The sequence below is a fragment of the Herbidospora daliensis genome (assembly GCF_001570585.1).
In the GTDB taxonomy this organism is placed as follows: domain Bacteria; phylum Actinomycetota; class Actinomycetes; order Streptosporangiales; family Streptosporangiaceae; genus Herbidospora; species Herbidospora daliensis.
In genome coordinates this window covers 1-21,399 of the sequence record NZ_BBXF01000011.1, presented here as the reverse complement: position 1 = coordinate 21,399, position 21,399 = coordinate 1, and the positions used below count along the sequence as shown (strand labels likewise).

Annotated in this window: 19 protein-coding genes and 1 pseudogene; 10 read left to right on the top strand and 10 right to left on the bottom strand. The window is 70.1% G+C overall.

Translation table 11 applies throughout. The annotated features are described in order from the left end of the window. Positions 1-129: 129 nt before the first annotated feature. Both AW274_RS36195 and AW274_RS43105 read left to right on the top strand, forming a co-directional pair. Entirely contained in the window at positions 130-363 is a 234-nt protein-coding gene (locus AW274_RS36195; RefSeq protein ID WP_030451855.1) for a hypothetical protein, read from the top strand. 2 nt (positions 364-365) lie between these two features. Further along, positions 366-941, top strand: a complete 576-nt coding sequence (locus tag AW274_RS43105) for a Clp protease N-terminal domain-containing protein (RefSeq protein WP_062442925.1) — start codon at positions 366-368, stop codon at positions 939-941. Positions 942-1,000: 59 nt separating this feature from the next. Here AW274_RS43105 and AW274_RS36185 read toward each other — a convergent pair whose 3' ends face one another. From AW274_RS36185 to AW274_RS36175, 3 genes are read right to left on the bottom strand one after another with little or no spacing between them, the layout of a single operon-like run. After that, entirely contained in the window at positions 1,001-1,747 is a 747-nt protein-coding gene (locus AW274_RS36185) for a succinate dehydrogenase/fumarate reductase iron-sulfur subunit (protein ID WP_062442922.1), read from the bottom strand. Continuing rightward, positions 1,744-3,669, bottom strand: a complete 1,926-nt coding sequence (locus AW274_RS36180) for a fumarate reductase/succinate dehydrogenase flavoprotein subunit (RefSeq protein WP_062442919.1) — start codon at positions 3,667-3,669, stop codon at positions 1,744-1,746. The genes AW274_RS36185 and AW274_RS36180 overlap by 4 nt, the downstream gene beginning before the upstream one ends. Further along, positions 3,666-4,403: a succinate dehydrogenase cytochrome b subunit gene (locus tag AW274_RS36175; protein ID WP_369408695.1), complete on the bottom strand. Its 738-nt coding sequence runs from the start codon at positions 4,401-4,403 to the stop codon at positions 3,666-3,668. Before AW274_RS36175 ends, AW274_RS36180 begins: the two co-directional genes overlap by 4 nt. Positions 4,404-4,555: 152 nt before the next feature. Here AW274_RS36175 and AW274_RS36170 point away from each other — a divergent pair, with 152 nt between their 5' ends. From AW274_RS36170 to AW274_RS36140, 7 genes are all read left to right on the top strand, one after another. Continuing rightward, on the top strand, positions 4,556-5,485 hold the full coding sequence (locus AW274_RS36170; protein WP_062442916.1) for a LysR family transcriptional regulator: 930 nt from the start codon (positions 4,556-4,558) through the stop codon (positions 5,483-5,485). Positions 5,486-5,533: 48 nt separating this feature from the next. Continuing rightward, positions 5,534-6,688: a PP2C family protein-serine/threonine phosphatase gene (locus tag AW274_RS36165; protein WP_063813877.1), complete on the top strand. Its 1,155-nt coding sequence runs from the start codon at positions 5,534-5,536 to the stop codon at positions 6,686-6,688. A gap of 1 nt (position 6,689) precedes the next feature. Continuing rightward, the gene (locus AW274_RS36160) at positions 6,690-8,249 is read left to right on the top strand and encodes a sensor histidine kinase (protein WP_062442911.1); all 1,560 of its coding nucleotides are present in this window, start codon (positions 6,690-6,692) and stop codon (positions 8,247-8,249) included. Then, positions 8,242-8,694: a response regulator gene (locus AW274_RS36155; protein WP_062442909.1), complete on the top strand. Its 453-nt coding sequence runs from the start codon at positions 8,242-8,244 to the stop codon at positions 8,692-8,694. The genes AW274_RS36160 and AW274_RS36155 overlap by 8 nt, the downstream gene beginning before the upstream one ends. A 166-nt stretch (positions 8,695-8,860) precedes the next feature. Beyond that, positions 8,861-9,646, top strand: a complete 786-nt coding sequence (gene sdhC, locus AW274_RS36150; protein ID WP_062442905.1) for a succinate dehydrogenase subunit SdhC — start codon at positions 8,861-8,863, stop codon at positions 9,644-9,646. Positions 9,647-9,649: 3 nt separating this feature from the next. Next, the gene (locus tag AW274_RS36145) at positions 9,650-11,551 is read left to right on the top strand and encodes a fumarate reductase/succinate dehydrogenase flavoprotein subunit (protein ID WP_062442903.1); all 1,902 of its coding nucleotides are present in this window, start codon (positions 9,650-9,652) and stop codon (positions 11,549-11,551) included. Continuing rightward, positions 11,548-12,294, top strand: a complete 747-nt coding sequence (locus AW274_RS36140) for a succinate dehydrogenase/fumarate reductase iron-sulfur subunit (RefSeq protein ID WP_062339010.1) — start codon at positions 11,548-11,550, stop codon at positions 12,292-12,294. Before AW274_RS36145 ends, AW274_RS36140 begins: the two co-directional genes overlap by 4 nt. A 49-nt stretch (positions 12,295-12,343) precedes the next feature. Here the strand turns inward: AW274_RS36140 and AW274_RS36135 are convergent, their stop codons facing one another. The 7 genes from AW274_RS36135 to AW274_RS36105 form a co-directional block, all read right to left on the bottom strand. After that, complete coding sequence (locus AW274_RS36135; protein WP_083975399.1) at positions 12,344-13,957, bottom strand: carboxylesterase/lipase family protein; 1,614 nt, start codon at positions 13,955-13,957, stop codon at positions 12,344-12,346. A gap of 77 nt (positions 13,958-14,034) precedes the next feature. Beyond that, on the bottom strand, positions 14,035-16,047 hold the full coding sequence (locus AW274_RS36130) for a glycosyl hydrolase family 28-related protein (protein WP_062442900.1): 2,013 nt from the start codon (positions 16,045-16,047) through the stop codon (positions 14,035-14,037). A 201-nt stretch (positions 16,048-16,248) separates the two neighbouring features. After that, positions 16,249-17,223 carry a hypothetical protein gene (locus AW274_RS36125; RefSeq protein ID WP_062442897.1) on the bottom strand — a complete coding sequence of 325 codons (975 nt, stop codon included), beginning with the start codon at positions 17,221-17,223 and terminating at the stop codon, positions 16,249-16,251. Between the two features lie 105 nt (positions 17,224-17,328). Next, positions 17,329-18,918: a hypothetical protein gene (locus tag AW274_RS36120; protein WP_157520919.1), complete on the bottom strand. Its 1,590-nt coding sequence runs from the start codon at positions 18,916-18,918 to the stop codon at positions 17,329-17,331. Between the two features lie 55 nt (positions 18,919-18,973). Beyond that, positions 18,974-19,366, bottom strand: coding sequence for a (deoxy)nucleoside triphosphate pyrophosphohydrolase (locus AW274_RS36115; protein ID WP_062442891.1), 393 nt, complete (start codon positions 19,364-19,366; stop codon positions 18,974-18,976). Positions 19,367-19,372: 6 nt separating this feature from the next. Next, positions 19,373-20,449, bottom strand: a complete 1,077-nt coding sequence (locus tag AW274_RS36110; protein WP_232320656.1) for a C40 family peptidase — start codon at positions 20,447-20,449, stop codon at positions 19,373-19,375. Beyond that, positions 20,446-21,075, bottom strand: a complete 630-nt coding sequence (locus AW274_RS36105) for a hypothetical protein (RefSeq protein WP_062442888.1) — start codon at positions 21,073-21,075, stop codon at positions 20,446-20,448. The genes AW274_RS36110 and AW274_RS36105 overlap by 4 nt, the downstream gene beginning before the upstream one ends. Before the next feature lie 9 nt (positions 21,076-21,084). On the opposite strand from AW274_RS36105, the pseudogene AW274_RS36100 reads away from it, so the two are divergent. Continuing rightward, positions 21,085-21,399: pseudogene (locus tag AW274_RS36100) on the top strand (hypothetical protein); the annotation flags it as partial.

Here is a 21,399-nt window from a genome sequence, read left to right as displayed (position 1 = left end):
CTGGTTGGCCGGGATCGCCGGCCGGAAGAGCGCGCATCCTGCCAGCCTGGCAACCTCGCTGAACAGCCGTCCAGCCATTTACGTCAATGTAGGTTGACACGAAGGGCGGCGTCAACCTACATTGACACCATGAACGAGACAGCGCAGCTCGCCTCCGACGCGAGCAGTCGTGATCCCTCGATCGGTCTGCGGGCCGTGAGGGCGCTGCGGATCCTCGTCGACCGCCTGGAGGCCCTCCAGGTCGAGAACGCCCGCGAACAGGGCTGGTCGTGGCAGGACATCGCCGTCCACCTCGACGTCACCAGACAGGCCGTCCACAAGAAGTACGCGGGCGGGCGCGGCCTGCTCAGACGGGGAGACTGACGATGTTCGAACGATTCACCGACGACGCCCGCCGGGTCGTCTCCGCCGCCCAGGTGGAGGCCCGGCGCCTGAACCATCCGCGCATCGGCACCGAACACCTCCTCCTGGGCATGCTCCAGGACCCGGAGTCGCTGGCCGCCCGCGTCCTGACGGGCCTCGACCACGGAGGCGCCGAGGCCCGGCTCCGCGACATCCTCAACCAGCCCGGCGGGCGGCGCGGGCCCGAACTCGACGCCGCACTGCTGAGCACCATCGGCATCGACCTCGACGCCATCAGGGAGAAGGTCGAGGAGGCGTTCGGTCCCGGCGCCCTCGACCGCGAACCGGTCCGCGACCACCGGGGCCACCTGCGCAGCGGCAGGCACATCCCCTTCGGCCCGCGCGCGAAGAAGACGCTGGAGTTGTCGCTGCGCGAGGCCATCGCCCTCAAGCACAAGTCGATCAGCGACGGGCACGTCCTGCTGGGCGTCATCCGCGAGGGCGGCGGGCTGGCCATGCAGATCATCGTCGAGTCGGGCATCTCACCGGACCGGGTCCGGGAGGCGCTCGTCCAGGAACTGGGCAGCCCGGCCAGATAGAGCACGGCCCCTGCCACAACCGGCCATTTGGTTGTGGCAGGGGCCGGGCGTCCCTGTCCCTACCCAGACTTGCGGGATGCTCTCAGGTAGTCGGCGTTCATGCGAGCGATCGTGTCGAGAGGAATGCCCTTCGGGCATACCGCGGTGCACTCGCCGGTGTTGGTGCAGCCGCCGAAGCCCTCCTCGTCCATCTGCTCGACCATGGCGCGGGCCCGGGAGCCCCGTTCGGGCTGGCCCTGCGGGAGCAGGCCCAGGTGGGTGATCTTGGCGGCGGTGAACAGCGAGGCCGAGCCGTTCGGGCAGGCGGCCACGCACGCGCCGCAGCCGATGCAGGTGGCCGCGTCGAACGCCGAGTCGGCGTCGAGCTTCGGCACCGGGGTGGCGTGGGCGTCGGGGGCCGATCCGGCCGGGACGGAGATGAAGCCGCCCGCCTGGATGATGCGGTCGAACGCCGAACGGTCGACGACCAGGTCCTTCACGACCGGGAACGGGCGGGCCCGCCACGGCTCGATGACGATGGTGTCGCCGTCGTTGTAGTGGCGCATGTGCAGCTGGCACGTGGTGGTGTTCTTCTGCGGGCCGTGCGCGACGCCGTCGATCATCATCGAGCACATGCCGCAGATGCCCTCGCGGCAGTCGTGGTCGAAGGCGACCGGGTCGTCGCCCGCCAGGATGAGCCGCTCGTTGAGCACGTCGAGCATCTCCAGGAACGACATGTCCGGGGAGACGTCCTCGATCTCGTAGCGCACCAGCCGCCCGTCGTCGTCGGGGCCGCTCTGCCGCCAGACCTTCAGGGTGAGGTTCACTTGTAGCTCCGCTGGGTCATCTTCACGTACTCGTACTCGAGGTCTTCCTTGTGCAGGACCGGGCCCTCGGGGGTGGACTCCCAGGCGGCGACGTAGGCGAAGTGTTCGTCGTCGCGCAGGGCCTCGCCGTCGGCGTCCTGCGACTCGGCCCGGAAGTGGCCGCCGCACGACTCGGTGCGGTGCAGGGCGTCCAGGCACATGAGCTCGGCCAGGTCGAAGAAGTCGGCCACCCGGCCGGCGCGTTCGAGCGCCTGGTTGAGCTCCTCGTTGACGCCGCTGACCTTGACGTCGCGCCAGAACTCGGCGCGCAGCTCGGGGATGCGCTCCAGGGCCTTGCGCAGGCCCTCCTCGGTGCGCTCCATGCCGCAGTAGTCCCACATGAGCTTGCCGAGCTCGCGGTGGAAGGAGTCGGCGGTGCGGGTGCCGTTGACCGACAGCAGCTTCTCGATCCGGTTCTTCACCGCGATCTCGGCCTCGGCGACCTGCTGGTCGTCGATGGCGTCGAACCGGTGCGCGTCGGCGAGGTAGTCGCCGATGGTCGTCGGCAGCACGAAGTAGCCGTCGGCCAGGCCCTGCATCAGCGCCGAGGCGCCGAGGCGGTTCGCGCCGTGGTCGGAGAAGTTGGCCTCGCCGATCACGAACAGGCCGGGGATGGACGACTGGAGGTCGTAGTCGACCCAGAGCCCGCCCATCGTGTAGTGGACGGCCGGGTAGATGCGCATCGGCTGGGTGTACGGGTCCTCGCCGGTGATGCGCTCGTACATCTCGAAGAGGTTGCCGTACTTCTTCTCCACGGCGTCGCGGCCCAGGCGGGCGATCGCGTCGGCGAAGTCGAGGTAGACGCCCAGGCCGCCCGGCCCGACGCCGCGGCCCTCGTCGCAGACGTTCTTGGCGGCGCGCGAGGCGATGTCGCGCGGCACCAGGTTGCCGAACGCCGGGTAGATGCGCTCCAGGTAGTAGTCGCGCTCGTCCTCGGGGATCTCCGCCACCGGCCGGGGGTCGCCGGCCTTGACCGGCACCCAGACGCGGCCGTCGTTGCGCAGCGACTCCGACATCAGGGTCAGCTTCGACTGGTAGTCGCCGGAGACCGGGATGCAGGTCGGGTGGATCTGCGTGTAGCACGGGTTGGCGAACACGGCCCCCTTCTGGTGGGCCCGCCAGATCGCCGTGGTGTTGCAGCCCTTGGCGTTGGTCGACAGGAAGAAGACGTTGCCGTAGCCGCCGGTGGCCAGCACGACCGCGTCGGCCAGGTGGGTCTCGACCTCGCCGGTGACCATGTCGCGCACCACGACGCCCCGGGCCCGGCCGTCGGAGACGATCAGTTCGAGCATCTCGTGGCGGGTGTGCATCTCGACGGTCCCGGCCGCGATCTGCCGCTCCAGCGCCGAGTAGGCGCCGAGGAGCAGCTGCTGGCCCGTCTGGCCGCGGGCGTAGAAGGTGCGCGACACCTGGGCGCCGCCGAAGGAACGGGTGTCGAGGAGGCCGCCGTACTCGCGGGCGAACGGCACGCCCTGGGCCACGGCCTGGTCGATGATGTTCACCGACACCTGGGCGAGGCGGTAGACGTTCGACTCGCGGGCGCGGAAGTCGCCGCCCTTCACGGTGTCGTAGAAGAGGCGGTAGATCGAGTCGCCGTCGCCGCGGTAGTTCTTGGCCGCGTTGATGCCGCCCTGCGCGGCGATCGAGTGGGCCCGGCGGGGCGAGTCCTGGTAGCAGAACGACTTGACCTTGTAGCCGAGCTCGCCCAGGGTCGCGGCGGCCGAGCCGCCCGCGAGGCCGGTGCCGACCACGATCACGTTGATCTTGCGCTTGTTGGCCGGGTTGACCAGGCGCGCCGAGAACTTGCGCTTCTCCCAGCGGTCTTCGATCGGGCCCTCGGGCGCCTTGGTGTCCTTGATCGGCGCACCTTCGCGGTAGTTCATCGCACGACTCCAAAAGTGATCGCCAGCGGGACGACCAGGAACCCGATCGTCAGCAGGGCGCTGAGACCGGCCGCGCTCGCCTTCAGCACGGGGTAACGCCGGGCCAGGCCGAGGGTCTGCAGGGCGCTCCACAGGCCGTGCCGCAGGTGCAGGCCGACCATGACCACCGAGATCACGTAGAACACCGTGATGTACCACCGGGCCGGCTCGAACCCGGCCACCATCCGGGCGAACGGGGTGGCGGCGTGGCCCTCGGGGTTGGCCACGCCGAAGGTCATGTCGAGCAGGTGGTAGATCACGAAGAAGAAGATGATCACGCCGCCCCAGCGCATGGTCCGGGTGGCGTAGCCGTTGGCGCGGGACTTGACCTTGGCGGCGTACTTGACCGGACGCGCGTGCGCCGCGCGGCGGGCCAGCACGATCGCCGAGTACATGTGCGCCACGACCGCGACGACCAGGCCCGCTTCGAGGATGGTCAGCAGGCCCCGGTGCGGCAGCAGCGGGTAGCCGACCTCGCGGAGCCAGGCGGCGTAGCCGTTGAACGACTCGGCGCCGGCGAAGATCTTCAGGTTGCCGGCCATGTGGGCGACCAGGAAGAAGACCAGGACCGCGCCCGACACGGCCATGACGGCCTTGAGGGAGTTCGACGAGACCCGGCGCCGGGATCGCCGGGGCCTGGTGGGTATCTGGGTGACCGGTTCGGTGGCCTTGCCCCGGTCGATGGTGGCAGTCACGCTCGAAACGCTAGGAAGCGGCTCAGTTGGCGTCCAAGTCATCGCGGGTCTGGTTTCGATAGCCCCTGGCTATGTGCTCTGGCCTGGCGCGGAAGACCTTCGGGCCAGGGTGATCCCGTGCGACGAAAGTCACAGCCGTACAGTGATGAGCTGTGCAGTTGCAGCAGCTCGCCTACTTCGTGGCGGTGGCGGAGACGCGTCACTTCACCCACGCGGCCGAGCGGATGCGGGTGGCCCAGCCGTCGCTGAGCAAGCAGATCAAGACCCTGGAGACCGACCTCGGCGCGCCCCTGTTCAGCCGGGCGCGCGGCAACGTCACGCTCACCCCCGCCGGAGAGGCCCTGCTGCCGCTCGCCCGGCGCATGCTGGCCGACGCCGAGACGGCCCGGCGCGAGGTCGCCGAGCTCGCCGGGCTGCGGCGCGGCCGGGTCAGGCTCGGGGCCACACCGTCACTGTGCGCGGGGCTGCTGGCCGACGCGCTGGCCCGCTTCCACCACGACTACCCGGGGGTGGAGATCCAGGTCGAGGAGGGCGGCTCGCGCGACCTGGTGCGGGCGCTGGCCCGGGGGCAGCTCGACCTGTCGCTGATCATCCTGCCGCTGCAGAGCGACGACCCGTCGCTGGTCACCGAGGAGATCCTCCGGGAGCACCTCGTCGTCGCCGCCCCCGCCCACCTGGCTCCCCGCCGGCCCCACGTCCGCATCGACGAGCTGCGCCGCCGTCCTCTGGTGATGTTCCGGCGCGGCTACGACCTGCGCGAAGCCACCTTGAACGCCTGCCGCCAGGCCGGGTTCGAACCCCGGTTCGCGGTCGAGGGAGGCGAGATGGACGCCGTCCTCCGGTTCGTCGAAGCCGGGCTCGGGGTGGCCGTGGTGCCCTCGATGGTGCTCGACGGACGGCCCGGCCTGGTGGGCGCCCCCCTGCTGCCGGGGCTGCGCAGAACCGTTGCGCTGGCGCACCGCAAGGATGTTGAGCCGACCCGTGCCGCCCAGGCGTTCAGGGCCGTTCTGCTGGCGTTCCTCGACGAGGCGACCCGTGAGGGCACGCTCCCACAAGGCGTCGAAGCGCTCCCCCAGCACTAGTAGCCTGTCGCTACTATTTGGGGTGCCCTCCTCTGGAAAGAGGCCTTCGTGCCCGCTCTCTCCCATGGTCTGCCCGACCTCGTCACCATCCTCCTGATCGAGGACGACGCCGAGGACGCTTTCCTTGTCGAGGAGCTGCTGGCCGACGCGCAGAAGCCGCCGAAGATCATCTGGGCCCGCAGCCTCGCCGAGGGACGCGACCGGTTCACCGCCGAGGTGAACTGCGTCCTCGTCGACCTGTCGCTGCCCGACGCGATGGGTCTCGACGCCGTCCGCCAGGTGACCGCCATGGCGCCCGACAAGGCCGTGGTCGTGCTGACCGGCCTCAACGACGTGCAGATCGCCATCGACGCGGTCGCGGCCGGCGCCGAAGACTATCTGATCAAGCAGGACGTCGACGGCGGCCTGCTGGCGCGGGCGATCCGCTACGCCATGGAGCGCAAGCGCGGCGACATCGCCGAACGCGAACTGGTCGAGCAGCGCCTGATCCGCGAGGAGGCGGCCCGGCTCGAACACGGCCTGCTGCCGACCCCGGTGCTCCACACCGACGCGCTGATCCACCAGTCGACCTACCTGCCCGGCCGCCAGGCGGGGCTGCTCGCGGGCGACTTCTGGGACACCATCCAGACGGCCGACGGCGCGGTCCACGTGCTGGTCGGCGACGTCTGCGGGCACGGCCCCGACGAGGCCGCGCTGGGCGCGGCGCTGCGCATCGCGTGGCGCACCCTCACCCTGGCCGGGCTCGACGGCAACGGCGTGCTGCGCACGATGGACGCGGTGCTCCGGCTGGAGCGCGGCTCCCCCGAGATCTTCACCACGCTCGTCACCGCGACGATCAGCCCCGGCCTCGACTCGGCCCGGCTCTACGTGGTCGGGCACCCGCCGCCCGTGGTTATCCTCGGTGACGACGTCGACGTGGTCACCGAGATCCCGTCGGGGCCGCCCATCGGGATCTTCCCCGAGATGAACTGGACCCCGGTCGACATCACCCTCGACGCGCCCTGGACGCTGCTCTTCTTCACCGACGGGCTGATCGAGGCCACCGTGGGTGACGGCCGCGACCTGCTGGGCACTGAGGGGTTGATCCGGCTGGTGCGCGAGCAGGGCGGCGTCTTCCTCGACCAGCTGATCGAACAGGTCAAGACCATGCACGCCGACGCGCTGACCGATGACCTCGCGGCCGTCGCGCTCTCCCGGAGGTGACATGAGCCGGACCATCAGTCCGCTCGCCCCGCCCAAGCCACCACGCGGGCTGGGCCGGCTCCCGGCGGGCCGCTGGTTCCTGCTCGTCGGCGCGATCGTGACGCTGCTGTTCGCGGCCTCGATCGCGTTCACCCTCACGACCATGAACGACACCCGCGAGGCGCGGGCGACGCTCATCGAGGTGATCGACCCGCTCGTGCTCCACACCCTGGAGATGTCGACGTCGGTCTCCAACGAGGAGAGCGCCATGCGCGGCTACGGCCGCACCAACGAGGCGTTCTACCTCCAGGACTACGACACCGCCGAGAAGTCGTCGGCGACCGCCAGGGCCAAGATCGAGGCGCTGCTGCCGAGGGCGCCCGAGGTCAGAGACGACAGCGACCGCCTGTTCGCGGCGATCGAGAACTGGCGGCGGGTCTACGCCGAGGAGATCGTCCGGCAGGTGCCGGAGACGGGCAAGGACACCGCCTCGAACCTGGCGAGCGTGAACAACGAGGCGTTCGGCGCGGTCCGCGGCGCGCTGGCCGCCCAGCAGGGGCACCTGACCCTGCTCCACGGCGACGCCGCCACCCGCCTGGAGCGCGGCTGGGACGTCTTCTACGCCGCGCTCGGCACCCTCGCCCTGGTCCTGCTGCTGGCCGCGGTCGCCTTCACCCTGCTGGTGCGCTACGTCGTCCTGCGGCCCGTGGCCGCGCTGCAGGCCCAGGTCCGCAAGGTCGCCGCGGGCGACTTCGACAGCGTGCTCAACGTGTCCCGCCCGGCCGAGATGGCCGAGCTGTCGGGCCACGTCGACGCAATGCGCCGCCGGGTGCTGCGTGAGTGGCGGGCCACCCAGAAGGCCCAGCAGGCCCTGGCCGACCAGGCCGCCGAGCTCAAGCGGTCGAACAGCGAGCTGGAGCAGTTCGCGTACGTCGCCAGCCACGACCTCCAGGAGCCCCTGCGCAAGGTGTCCAGCTTCAGCCAGATGCTGGAGCAGCGCTACGGCGACCAGCTCGACGACCGGGCCAAGCAGTACATCAAGTTCGCCGTCGACGGCGCCAAGCGCATGCAGCTGCTGATCAACGACCTGCTCGACTTCAGCCGGGTCGGCCGGGTCACCGGCGACCGGGTGCCGACCTCGACGGCCGACGCGCTGCAGACCGCGCTCGACAACCTGGCCGTCCGCATCGAGGACAACGGCGCCACGGTCGTCCACGACGACCTGCCGACGGTCAGCGGCAACAAGCTGCTGCTCACCCAGCTCTTCCAGAACCTGGTCGGCAACGCGATCAAGTTCCGCTCCGAAGAGCCCCCCAAGATCGTCGTCACCGCCGAGCGCAAAGACGGAATGTGGGAGTTCGCCTGTTCCGACAACGGCATCGGTGTGGACGCGAAGTACGCCGACCGCATCTTCCTGATCTTCCAGCGCCTGCACCCACGGGACGTCTATCCCGGGACCGGCATCGGGCTGGCGCTGTGCCGGAAGATCGTCGAATATCACGGTGGCCGGATCTGGCTCGAAGAGAGCCCCGATCACAAGGGCACCACGTTCCGCTTCACTCTGGAGGCCACTGATGAATGAGCTGCGCTGGATCGACGTGCTCCTGGTCGAAGACGACCCGGGCGACGTGCTGCTCACCCAGGAGGCCTTCGAGCTGAACAAGGTGCGCAACAAGCTCCACATCGTCAACGACGGCGAGCAGGCGCTGCGGTTCCTGCGCCACGAGGGCGACTACGCCGGCTCGCCGCGCCCCGACCTGATCCTGCTCGACCTCAACCTGCCGCGTAAGGACGGCCGGGAGGTCCTGGAGGAGATCAAGGCCGACCCCGAGCTGCGCTCGATCCCCGTGGTGGTGCTGACCACCTCGGAGGCCGAGGAGGACATCGTGCGGAGCTACAAGCTGCACGCCAACGCGTACGTCTCCAAGCCCGTGGATTTCGACCAGTTCATCCGGGTAGTACGGCAGATCGATGATTTCTTCGTGACTGTCGTGAAGCTCCCGGGCAATTCCCACAGGGGGTCATGATCAAGAAACGTGACAGGAATCACAGGCCAGAAGTCAGTGACCCTCCTCACACGTATCTATGACATGGTCGTAACGTAGCCCCCACCAATACGGCGTGGCGACGCGGCGGTTCGGCGCGAGCCGCCCAACACGGCGTCACGCGGTCAGTTCCGGTGGAAGGTCTCCGATGACCCAGCAGACGGCCGAGAGCCCGGCCAGAAAACAACGCGCTCAGCTCAAGGTGCGTACGCTCCGCACCGACCGATGGTGGCTCGCGCCGGCGCTCACGTTCGCCGGTCTCACCTTCTTCTTGATCTACGGTTTCTGGGCGATCTTCGACAAGAGTTACTTCGTCGAGCCCTATATCGCGCCCTTCTCGTCGCCGTGCCTGACGACGGCGTGCCCCGAGGGCGCCCGGCTGTTCGGCTGGGCCCCGATCGGCGACTGGTTCACGTTGCCGCCCGGTTTGATCATCCTCGGCCTGCCGGCCGGCTTCCGGTTCACGTGTTACTACTATCGGAAGTCGTACTACCGGTCGTTCTGGCTGAGCCCGCCCGCGTGCGCCGTCGGCGAGCCGCACAAGAAGTACACCGGCGAGACCCGCCTGCCGCTGGTCATCCAGAACGTCCACCGCTACTTCTTCTACGGTGCGATCCTGATCGGCGCCATCCTGTCCTATGACGCGGTCCTCGCACTGATCCACAAGCCGGCGGGGCTGGGCACCTGGATCCTGCTGGTCAACGCCGCCCTGATCGTGCTGTACACGCTGTCGTGCCACTCGTGCCGGCACATCACCGCCGGGCGGCTGAACCACTTCTCGAAGCACCCGCTGCGCTACCGGGCCTGGACCTTCGTCTCCAAGCTCAACGCCAAGCACATGCAGCTGGCGTGGGCGTCGCTGTTCTCGGTGATGATCGCCGACTTCTACGTCCGCATGGTGGCCAAGGGCGTCATCACCTTCCCGTTCGCGTAAGGACTGTTCACCGTGGAACGTCACGAATACGACGTCGTCGTCATCGGAGCCGGCGGAGCCGGGCTCCGGGCGGCGATCGAGGCACGTCAGCAGGGCAAGCGCACCGCGATCATCTGCAAGTCGCTCTTCGGCAAGGCCCACACCGTCATGGCCGAGGGCGGCGCGGCGGCGGCGATGGGCAACGTCAACTCCGACGACAACTGGATGGTCCACTTCCGCGACACCATGCGGGGCGGCAAGTTCCTGAACAACTGGCGGATGGCCGAGCTGCACGCGAAGGAGGCTCCCGACCGGGTCTGGGAGCTCGAGGCGTGGGGCGCGCTGTTCGACCGCACCAAAGACGGCAAGATCAGCCAGCGTAACTTCGGCGGGCACGAATACCCCCGCCTGGCCCACGTCGGCGACCGCACCGGCCTGGAGATGATCCGCACCCTCCAGCAGCGCGTGGTGGCCCTCCAGCAGGAGGACTTCGAGGTCCACGGCGACTACGAGGCCTACATCAAGGTCTTCGCCGAGTGCACCGTCACCCGCCTGCTGAAGGACGGCGACGCGATCTCCGGCGCCTTCGCCTACTGGCGCGAGACCGGCAAGTTCATCACCTTCGACGCCCCGGCCGTGGTCCTGGCCACCGGCGGCATCGGCAAGTCGTTCGTGGTCACCTCGAACTCCTGGGAGTACACGGGCGACGGCCACGCGCTGGCCCTGCTCGCCGGCGCCCAGCTGATCAACATGGAGTTCATCCAGTTCCACCCGACCGGCATGGTCTGGCCGCCGTCGGTCCGGGGCATCCTGGTGACCGAGTCGGTCCGCGGCGACGGCGGCGTGCTCACCAACTCCGAGGGCCGCCGGTTCATGTTCGACTACATCCCGGACGTCTTCAAGGACAAGTACGCCACCACCGAGGAGGAGGGCGACCGCTGGTACACCGACCAGGCCAACAACCGCCGTCCCCCGGAGCTGCTGCCGCGTGACGAGGTCGCCCGCGCGATCAACGCCGAGGTGAAGGCCGGGCGTGGCTCACCCCAGGGCGGGGTCTTCCTGGACGTCTCCTCGCGGCTCCCGGCCGCCGAGATCGTCAAGCGGCTGCCGTCGATGCACCACCAGTTCAAGGAGCTGGCCGACGTCGACATCACCGCCGAGCCGATGCAGGTCGGCCCGACCTGCCACTACGTCATGGGCGGCGTCGAGGTCGACGCCGACACCGGCGCGGCCTCGGTGCCCGGCCTGTTCGCGGCCGGCGAGGTGTCGGGCGGCATGCACGGCTCCAACCGCCTGGGCGGCAACTCCCTGTCCGACCTGCTGGTCTTCGGCCGCCGGGCGGGCGCGGGCGCGGCGGCGTACGTCGACTCGCTGGGCGCCCGGCGCCCGCAGGTGACCGGTGTCGAGGAGGCCCACGCCGAGGCGATGGCCCCCCTGGAGCGCCAGGGCGGCGAGAACCCCTACGAGGTCCACCACGAGCTCCAGCGCACGATGAACGAGCTGGTCGGCATCATCCGCAAGGAGAGCGAGGTCGCCGAGGCGCTGGAGGCCGTCGAGAAGCTCAAGGAGCGGGCGACCAACACGACCGCCCCCGGCGGCAAGATCTACAACCCGGGCTGGCACCTCGCCATCGACCTGCGCAACATGCTGCTGGTCAGCGAGTGCGTGGCCAAGGCCGCGCTGCTGCGCCAGGAGAGCCGGGGCGGCCACACCCGCGACGACTACCCGGCCATGGAGCCGGAGTGGCGGCGCAAGCTGCTGGTCTGCTCGTCCAAGCCCGACGGCTCCGAGGTCCAGGTCGTCGAGAAGACCCAGGTCTCCATGCGCGACGACCTGATCACCCTGTTCGACCGGGCCGAGCTCTCGAAGTACCTCACCGAGGAAGAACTCGCGGAGTACGACGCCGCGGCCAAGGAGTTGTCATGAGTTACAAGGGCAAGTTCCGCGTCTGGCGCGGCGAGGGCGGGGAAGGCCGCCTGGAGGACTTCACGGTCGAGGTCAACGAGGGCGAGGTCGTCCTCGACGTCATCCACCGCCTGCAGGCCACCCAGGCCCCCGACCTGGCGGTGCGCTGGAACTGCAAGGCCGGCAAGTGCGGCTCGTGCTCGATGGAGATCAACGGCAAGCCGCGCCTGGGCTGCATGACCCGCATGTCGACCTTCACCGAGGACGAGACCATCACGGTCACCCCGATGCGCACCTTCCCGGTCATCAAGGACCTGGTCACCGACGTGTCGTACAACTACCAGAAGGCCCGCGAGATCCCGTCGTTCACGCCGCCGAAGGACGTGAAGCCGGGCGAGTACCGCATGCAGCAGATCGACGTGGAACGCTCGCAGGAGTTCCGCAAGTGCATCGAGTGCTTCATGTGCAACAACGTGTGCCACGTGATCCGCGACCACGAGGAGAACAAGACCCACTTCGCGGGTCCGCGTTTCCTCATGCGGATCGCCGAGCTCGACATGCACCCCTACGACGTGGCCGACCGCAAGGACTCCGCGCAGGAGGACCACGGCCTGGGCTACTGCAACATCACCAAGTGTTGTACGGAGGTGTGCCCCGAGCACATCAAGATCACCGACAACGCGCTGATCCCGATGAAGGAGCGCGTGGTCGACCGCAAGTACGACCCGCTGGTGTGGCTGGGGAACAAGATCTTCCGCCGCTGACCGTGCGATGAAAGAGCCGGGCCGGATCCGCGGCCCGGCTCTTTCGTGTTCAGGAGCTCGCGGTCAGCGTGTCCCAGAAGGCCAGGTTGTGGGCGGCGGCCTGGTCCCAGGGGCCGACGCCGCCGGGACCTAGGTCCAGGCGCTGGACGTAGGGCGTGGGGTCGCCGGGGCGTACCGGCTGCCAGCGCGGCAGGCCGGGACCGTTCGGGGTGCCGGTGGCGGCGAAGCGCGTCCAGTAATCGATCATGGTGTCGCTCAGCCGGCGCTGCTGCCTGTTCAGCGGGGTGGTGAGCGAGGAGGTGTCGAACAGGTACGACAACTCCGAGCTGTGGAAGGCGAGCGGCCGGACGCCGTCGGCCAGGGGGAAGAGCGGCGGCGCGGTGCGGTCGGTGAACTCGAACGCGTAGGTGGGCACGTGCTCGGCGAACAGCTTGTTGTTGTCGCGGGCCACCCGCGTCCACTCGTAGTCGCTCATGATGGCCGCCGCGGCCTGCGGCGGCGAACCGTGCGCGCTCGGCGGATACTTCGCCAGCACGGCGGCGGCCTTATCGCCGAAGTTCTTGCGCACGGCCGCCTCGAACGCCTCCTGCGAGGGATCGGTGAAGAGCACCGAGGCGAACAGCGTGCCCTCGTCACGAGTGGTGCCGGAGATCACCGGCACCCGGTGGAACCGTCCTTCGGCGAAGACCTTCGCGGGGTCCTCCGGCAGGACCGCGGTGCCGTAACCCGGGAACGGCAGCGGCTGCTGGGCGAGCAGCTCAGGGACCGGCTTGCCGCGCAGGCAGGCCAGGGCGGTGGCCGGATCGGCGCACCCGAGCGCGGCGGCGATCACCTGGCCGTAGCCCTCGTGCGCCTCACGCGGGATCCACAACGGCACGTTCAGGAACGGGGTGACGCCGTCGGCGGCGAAGTCGCCCATCCGGCAGGCGCTGCTCTGCATGATCGCCCGGTGGAAGAGCCCGGCGGCCGAAGGCGAGGCGAGCTGCGCGCAGACCGAGTGGGAGCCGGCCGACTCCCCCGCGAGCGTCACGTTGCGCGGATCGCCCCCGAAGGCGGCGGCGTTGCGCGCCACCCAGCGCAGGGCGGCCTGCTGGTCCTCGATGCCGAACGCGCCGCTGTTCTCCAGGCCGGGATAGCCGTAGAAACCGAGGATGCCCAGCCGGTAGTTGACGGTCACCACGACCACGTCGCCCCTGACGGCGAGCCTGCGGGCGTCGTTGTCGCTGCCCGCCCCGGTCATCAGGCCACCGCCGTGCAACCAGACCACGACCGGCTTGCGCCGCTGGGGCGAAGCGGAGGCCGGCACGACCACGTCGAGGTAGAGACAGTCCTCGCTGTCGCTGCCCGGCAGGGCCGTGATGCCGGGAAGCTGGGCGCACCGGTCGCCCGGCTGCGTCGCGGCCCGCACGCCCTGCCACGGCGCGACCGGCTGCGGCGACCGCCATCGCGACTCGCCGACCGGCGGGGCGGCGTACGGGATGCCCTGGAAGAGCCGGTGGTCGCCGGCCGTGGTGCCGCGCAACCAGCCGGCGTCGGTGCGGACCGTGGCCGCCTGGCCGCCGTGGTGGCGGTCAGGCGTCGTGGTCGCCGAGACCGGCGACGCCGTCGCCGTGAGGGCGGCAGCGGTCACGAGGGTGGTGACTGTTCGCCATAAGGGGATCATCGTCCGACGTTACAAGATCGCCATCTTCGGGACGCTGCTTCGTCCCGAAGATGGCGCAGATCGACGATGCGGGTGTCCTACCAGGGAGACGGCGCCGGGGGCGCGACGACCGGCGGGCGGTCGTCACAGGTGATGGTGTTGGGCAGCTGCCACGCCCCGGCCCACGGGCCGGTGGTGCCGCCGCCGTCGTTGCCGCCGAGGTCGGTCACGGAGAACTCCGAACCGGTCGGCGGGAAGTTGAACGCGCCGCAGTTGTTGATGCCGACCGCCCCGACGTTGCGGGCGTCGACGTTCTCGAACGACGCGCCGCCCTTGACGCGGGCGCTCAGCACCGACGTGCCGGTGCCGTCGATCCGGACGTTCTTGAACTTCACGCCGGTGATCGAGTAGAGGTCCTTCACACCCCACTCGCTCACCATCATGATCGCGTTGTAGGTGCTGTCGAGGTAGTGGTCGCCGGTGACCTGGATGTCGTTCTCGATCGAGCGGTCGAGGGCGTAGAACCAGATCGAGCCGAGGCCGATGCGCCAGTTCAGGTCGAACGCGCCGGCCCGGACGGTGGTGTTGTCGGTGAACTTCAGCGTGCCGGTGAAGGGCTCGGCGCCGAAGCGCGAACCGGCGTGCAGGCCGGAGCCCTCCCGCAGCGGGTCGGCCACCAGGTTGTTCGACACGACGTTGTCCTTGCCGCCGTAGATCGCGATGCCGTTGGCGAGCGTCGGGGTCTGCACCGTGTTGCGGTCGAAGACGTTGCCGACGTTGGCGTTCTTCTCCGACCACATCGCCAGGCCATCGTCACCCGTGTTGCGGATGAAGTTGTTGGCCACGACCGAGTTGGTCACGCCGCCGTGGAAGTTCAGCGCGTCGGCGATCTGGTCGACGATGACGTTGTCGGTCACCTTCAGGTTGTTCATCGGGCCGTCGAACCAGAGGCCGACCTTGGTGTGCCGGATGTGCAGGCCCTTGATCGTCGAGTCGCTCATCGCGCCGCCGACGCCGTTGACCTGGTCGGTGTCGATGCGTTCCCGTACGTCGCCCTCGATGGCGAAGCCCGACAGGTGCACGTTGCGGCTGCCGCCGTCGGCGGCGTCCTTGCCGTAGAAGCCGACGCCGGTGTGCACCGAGCCGTCGGGGGCCGGGGTCGGCAGCGCGACCTCCTTGCCCTTGATGATCGTGTACCAGCTGCCCGCGCCCTCGATCGTCACGTCGTCGACGATGATGTGGCGGTTGACCTGGTAGGTGCCCGGCGGGATGTAGACCTTCAGGTTGCTCCGCTTGGCGAACGCGATGGCCTTCTCGATGGCCGGGGCCGAGTCCTTGCGCCCGGTCGGGTCGGCGCCGAACAGCAGCACGTTGGCGGCCAGCACCCGCACGTGGGGAGCGCCGACGACCTCGGAGTCGAGCAGGTCGATGACCGTCCAGGCGGCGTTGCTGTTGGCCGGGGCGGTGAGCCTGACCTTGTCACCGGCCTTGTACGTCTTGCCGAGCAGGAGCCGCTGCTCGTCGTAGAAGTGCATCGGCCGGAACGGCTTGGTGATCTCGGGCGTGGGCGAGGTCGCGGCCGGCACGCACTGGCACTCGGTGATCCACCAGTCGGGGTGCAGCAGCCCGGCGTTCGGGTCGTTGGTGAACGGATACTGGTTGTAGAGCCAGGCGAACTGGCTGGTCAGCGTCAGGGTCTTCTTGTTGCCCCCGTTGACGGTCAGGTTCAGCGGAGCGGTGATGCCCCCGCCGTTCGGGGCGTCGGGCACGCTGTAGCGAACGGTGACGGCGTTGGCGGCCTTCGGCAGCGTGAACTCCACCCACTGCCCGGGGGTCAGCTTGACCGCCCTGCGGCCCGACGCCTCGGCCGGGAGCGTGTACGCGTTCCTGTCGGGCCCGATCACCACGCCGTTGGTGGCCGCGTTCTCGGCCTCCTGCTCGACGAACGGGACGTTCGCCCCGCGGCCCGCCACCAGCGACGGGTCGAGCGCGGCCCGCGTCACCGCGGTGGGGGTCGCCGTCTGACGGGTCGCCGCGGCCGGGCCGGCCACCAGCAGACCTAAGCCCACGGCGGTGGCGGTGACCGCCGCCAACGCCACTTTTCGTGCCATCTCGTGCTCGTTTCTGTCGGGGGGTGAACACCTGAGGGTGAGGTGACAGTAGGTCGCCCGTGCCCCGTTCCACAAGGGCCCTGCGAAATAGTTTCGTAACGCTCTCGCTTTCTTGCGCGCTTTGAAGCCGCGTGTTGCACGTCCACGCATTCTGCGCACAAAAAAACAGCCCTCCGGTCGGAGGGCTGTTTCGGGCCGGGGTCAGCGCTTCTGCTCGTCGTCCGGCGGGTGGTTCGAGCTCTCGAGGACGTACCCCTTGGCGTAGGTCGGCGACGGCGGCGCGGGGGCCGGCGGCGGCGTCGACGGGGGCTGCTGCTGGTAGACGTAGGGCTGCGTGTAGTCCTGCGGCGGAGCGGCCGGCGTCGGGAACGGCATCGGATAGGGCACCGGCACGTAGTTGACGACCTGCTGCGGCGGGGGCTGCTGCGGCGGGTAGGGCTGCGCGTAGGGCGCCTGCGCGTAGGGGTAGGGCTGCGGGCCGTAGGGCTGGGGGCCATAAGGCTGGGGGCCGTAGGGCTGCATCGGGTACCCCGGGTAGGGCATCATCGCCATGTTCGGCGGCAGCTGCGGGCCCGCCTTGCGGACCGCCGCCGCGTGGGCCAGGCGGCGCAGCCGGCCCTCGAAGATCAGCCAGGCGAGCAGCGCCAGCAGCACCAGCACCGCGGCCGGGACCGCCAGCTTGCGGCTGAGCGTGACCTCGTCGAAGTAGGGCGTCGCGTTGCGGATCTCCACCTGGGCCGTCTCGGGCACCGGCTGGTTCATGCCCGTCGACGGCTGGGTGCCCGGCGGCGGGTCGGCCGGGGCCAGGCTGACGCCGGGCTCCGGCTCGCTGGGCTCCGACGGCACCGTCTCGGTGGGCGGCGGCGCGACGTCGTTGGTGGGCGGCGCGACCGGCTGCTCCTGCGTCACCGTCGGGACCGGCTGCTGCTGCGTCGGCTCCTGCTCCTGCGTCTGCTCCGCCGCCGGGGTCGTCGGCTTCTTCGTCGGCGTCGGGGTGACCGTCTGGGTGACGGTGACCACCGCCTCCGACGGGGTCGGCGACGGCGTCATGGTCACCGTCGTGGTCACCGTGTCGCACGACTGGTTCACGTCACAGGGATCGACGGGGTTGGCCGCACTCGCCCCCGCGGCCACCATCACGGCAACGCCGAGCGAACCGACCACCGCGGCGAGCACCGCCGCGGCTCTCCTGGGCGCTCGACCGACCACCGGGTTCCTCCGCCGCTTTCGCCTGACTCCGTACGTCAAACAAATACTAGTCCGGCAAAGTAACGGCAAACCTCACTTTGGTTGCGGGTCGGAAACGACCTTGCGCCGTCCGAGCCGCATCTGCAGCGCCAGCACCGCGATCAGGGCCGCGATCGCGGCCACCACGCCGGGCCAGCCCTTCACGAGGTCGAGACCCGAATCCTCCTGCGCGATCGCCTGCGTGTTGTTCAGCGACCGGGTCAGCGGCGGGCCGCTCGGCGTGGGCGTCGCCATCGGCATCAGCAGCTCCGGCGGGGTGCCTCCCTCGACCATCCCGGGCGGCAGCGGACCACCCGGCGGCAGCGGCGGCAGCGGCGGAAGATTCGACAACCCTCCTGACAACGGCTCCTGCATCAGGTCGCCCGGCATGGGCATCGGCGCCGCGTTCGGCATCGGCTGCGGCAGCTCTCCCGGCATGCCCTGGGCTCCCGGCGGCAGGTTCCCGGCCGGGCCCTGCGCCTCACCGATCGGCGCCTGACCAGGGGCGACCTGGGGCTCCTGACCGGGCTGAGGCGCGGGCGGCAGGTTCGGCTGCGGACCGGGCGCACCGTCGACGAGCGGGCTCTGACCAGGGTTGACATTGCCGGGCATCTCGGGCATCGGGATGCCGGGCATGGCCTGCGGCTGCGCCATCGGCTCGACGAGCTGACCGCCCTTGGGCCCTCCCGGCTCCCCCGGCCCTTGCTCGAAGCCGCCGCGCATCTGAGGCGGGCCCTGCTCGCCGCGCCCGCCGCGCATCTCGGGCGGGCCCTGCTCGAAGCCGCCCATCTGAGGCGGGCCCTGCTCCGCGCCGCCCTGGAGTTCGGGCCAGGTCTGCATCTCGGCCTCGTGGACCCGGGGACGGTTCCGCTTCTCGCCACGCGACTTGTGGCGGCCATGCGCCTGGGCCTTCGACCGGTTCCGGCCCTCGGCCTGCCGGATGCGCGGGCGCGACACGGTCTCACGGATCGAGGGGTCGGCCGGAACGTAGACGGGGGCCTGGGCCTGCGCCGGGTGGGCGTATCCCTCGAAAGGCTGCATCGGCGGGGCGACCATGCTCTCGCCCGCGGAGGTCTCCGCCTGCATGGGCTGCCCCACCTGGGCTTCGCCCGCGTACACGAGCGGGCGGCCCTGGGAGTCGCCGGCCAGGGTCGGGCTCTGGGGGGTGACCCGCGCGGCCTCCTCGGCGAACTGCCCGGCGAGGGCGCGGGCCTCCGCGTCGACCACGGCGGCCGACTCGGCCGACTGGGTCACGCCGTCGGCGAGTTCGCCCGTCGCGGCCAGCGCGCTCAGCTTCCCGGGCGGCATCGCGCTGAGGCGGGCGCAGACGACGGCCACCCGGCGGGCCAGTTCGGCCATGTCGAGGTTCAGCCGCATCGCGGCCGGCGCCTCCACGAACAGGCCGGGGCCCGTCATCGTCTCGTCGGGCTGCGCGGGGCTCGTCTGGACGGGGCAGCGCCACCCGGGCGAGCTCGCCTCATCGGGCACCGAACACGCCGCGTGACCGCACGAGGTCGCCAGGCGGAACCGCCAGACGTCGCCGGTTCTCATCCATCGGCCGGGATCCTCCGAGGCCACGGCCGGTGTGGCCGACAGCGCCAGGATTCCGGCTCCGACCAGGGACACCACACGTCCAGCGACCACCAGAATCCCCTCCCCGATTACTCTCAGTAATCGTTATGGCACGAAGAGGGGCGACTCAACCCTCCTTGAGCAGATCTTGGACCTCCCGGACGATCGGCAGATCAGCGGGCAACCACGGCACCGACTCGAACTCGAACGGCTCCAGCCACTGCAGCGCGAGGTGTTCCCGCGCCTCCGGCGTGCGCCCGCACACGATGGTCGACAACCAGATCCGCAACACGTAGCCGTTGCTGAGCGGCCAGTCGCCGCCGACCTTCCGGCCCGGCACCACGGTGACCCCGAGCTCCTCCTCGCATTCGCGCACGAGCGCGTCGAGGTCCTTCTCTCCCGGGTCGACCTTCCCGCCGGGAAACTCCCACCCGCCGCGCAGTTCCGGCGGTTCGGCCCGCTGAGCGCTCAGCAGACGGCCGTCCGCGATGATCGCGGCCCCTACGACGACCTGTGTCATGCCAGCCTAGGTTAGGGCCTGACGCTTGAGCTGCTCCAGCACATCGGGATTCTGCAGCGGCCGGGTGAACCCGACGATGGCCCCGCGGTCGCGGTAGGTGGTCACCTTGATGGGGCCGCAGAGCGTGCAGCGCGCCTCGACCATCTTGCCCGGCGACACGATCATCCCGACGTGGCCGGGGTTGTCGGCCGACGTACCGGGACCGGAGTTGAAGAACACCAGGTCTCCGGCCTGCTCCTCGCCCGCGTCGATGCGCACCCCGAAGGGCCACTGCCCGAAGGTGGTGCGGGGGATGTTCAGGCCCGCGTTCCGGTACGCCATGTAGATGATCCCCGAGCAGTCGTAGCCGTCGGGCCCGGTGCCGCCCCACACATAGGGTTTGCCGCGCTGCGCCAGGGCGTAGTCGAGGATCCGGTCGACCACCGCGTTCGGCGCGTCGTAGGCGACCTCGCAGGCCGGGTTGGCCTCCGGCGGCACGTCGACCGAGCCCGACTGGGCGTACTTGGCGGCGATCTCCAGCACCTGGTCGACGTACCAGTTGGCGCGGTTGTAGACGAACAGGGCCTTGCGCAGGTCGTCGGGGGCGCCGTTGCGCTTGAGCATCTTGGCCGCGCCGAGGATCGCGTCGGCGGGGTTGTAGACGTCGGCGACGCCGTCGTCGTCGCCGTCGGAGGCGTAGCCGTTGAACTCCGACGGGATCGGGATGCTCGCCTTGCCGCCCCACGTGCTGATGAGGAACTGCATCGGCCCGGCCGCGCCCGCGTAGTTGGTGCCGCTCTGCACGCCGGGCAGCTTCGACCGGCCGTGGTCGGTCTCGCGTTTGCCGACGGCCGCCAGCACGTTCCACTGCACGCCGACGGCCTCGCCGTGCCGCTTGTAGAGCTCCAGCATCTCGGGCGGGATGTCCTCCTGCGCGGTCTCCGACAGGTCGGAGGTGTCGACCTCGCAGGCCGCCGAGCCGCCGCCCATCATGATGTTGGGCAGCGGCGTCATCAGCACGATCGCGCCGAACATGGTCAGCGGCACGATGACCGCCAGCAGCCCGGCCAGCCACTTCCAGTTCGCGAGCCGGGTCGTGGTCACGGGGTGACGTCCCCGTCCTGGCCGCTGCCGGCCAGTTGCAGGTCGTAGACCCGCCAGTCGGCGCCGACCTGGACGACGGTGACCGCGTAGTCCTCGACCTGGTTCTTGGCCCCGCTGAGCGCGGTGATCTCGGCGCTGCCCTCGACGACCACGACGACCGAGTTGGCCGACATGTCGCGGATCGACTTCAGGCGGGCCGTGCCCTTCGACACGATCTGGTCGGCCGTGTCGTGCTCGACGGCGGCCGGGGAGGTGACCGTACGGGTGATGTCGTCGCCGAACTCGACCGTGGTGAACCCCTTGAGCCGCTCGGCCCGGCCCACCGCGTCGTCGTAGCTGTAGGTGCCGTACGCGGCGGTGAACCGGCGGGCCAGGTCGGCCGCCGCGCCGAGCTGGTCACGCGACAGCGGCAGGTAGGAGTAGACGTCGAAGTCGGCCGACGGCGTGGTCGCCACCTGGCTCGGCACGGCCACCGGCGGCGCGGTGACCGTGCGGGTGGATCCCGGTACGGGGCCCGCCGTCCCGACCTCGCCGCTGCCGTCGCCCAGGGTCGTTAAATAGATCCCGAGCACGGCCAGCACGACCACGGCCGCGACGAACAGGCCCTTCCTCCGGCCGTCGTTCATGTTCAGTCCTTGTCGCGGGGCCGCAGCCAGAACGGCGCGGCGCTGTCACCACTGCCACCCCCGCTGCCGCCGCTGCCTCCGCCGCCACGACCGCTGTCGGACCGGCCCGGCAGCCACAACGGCGGCGCGTCGGAGGAGCGGGAGGGCCGCTCGGCCGGTCGGGCCGACTCGGCCCGCGGGGCGCGGGTCGGCTCGGGGCGGGGCCGCTGCGGCGGCGCCGACCGGCGCGACGACGAACCCGACGACGACCGTCCGCCGCCGCCGAAGAACCCGCCGCCGAGGATGCCGCCCCCCGATCCGCGTGACGCCGAGGGCCGGGAGGCC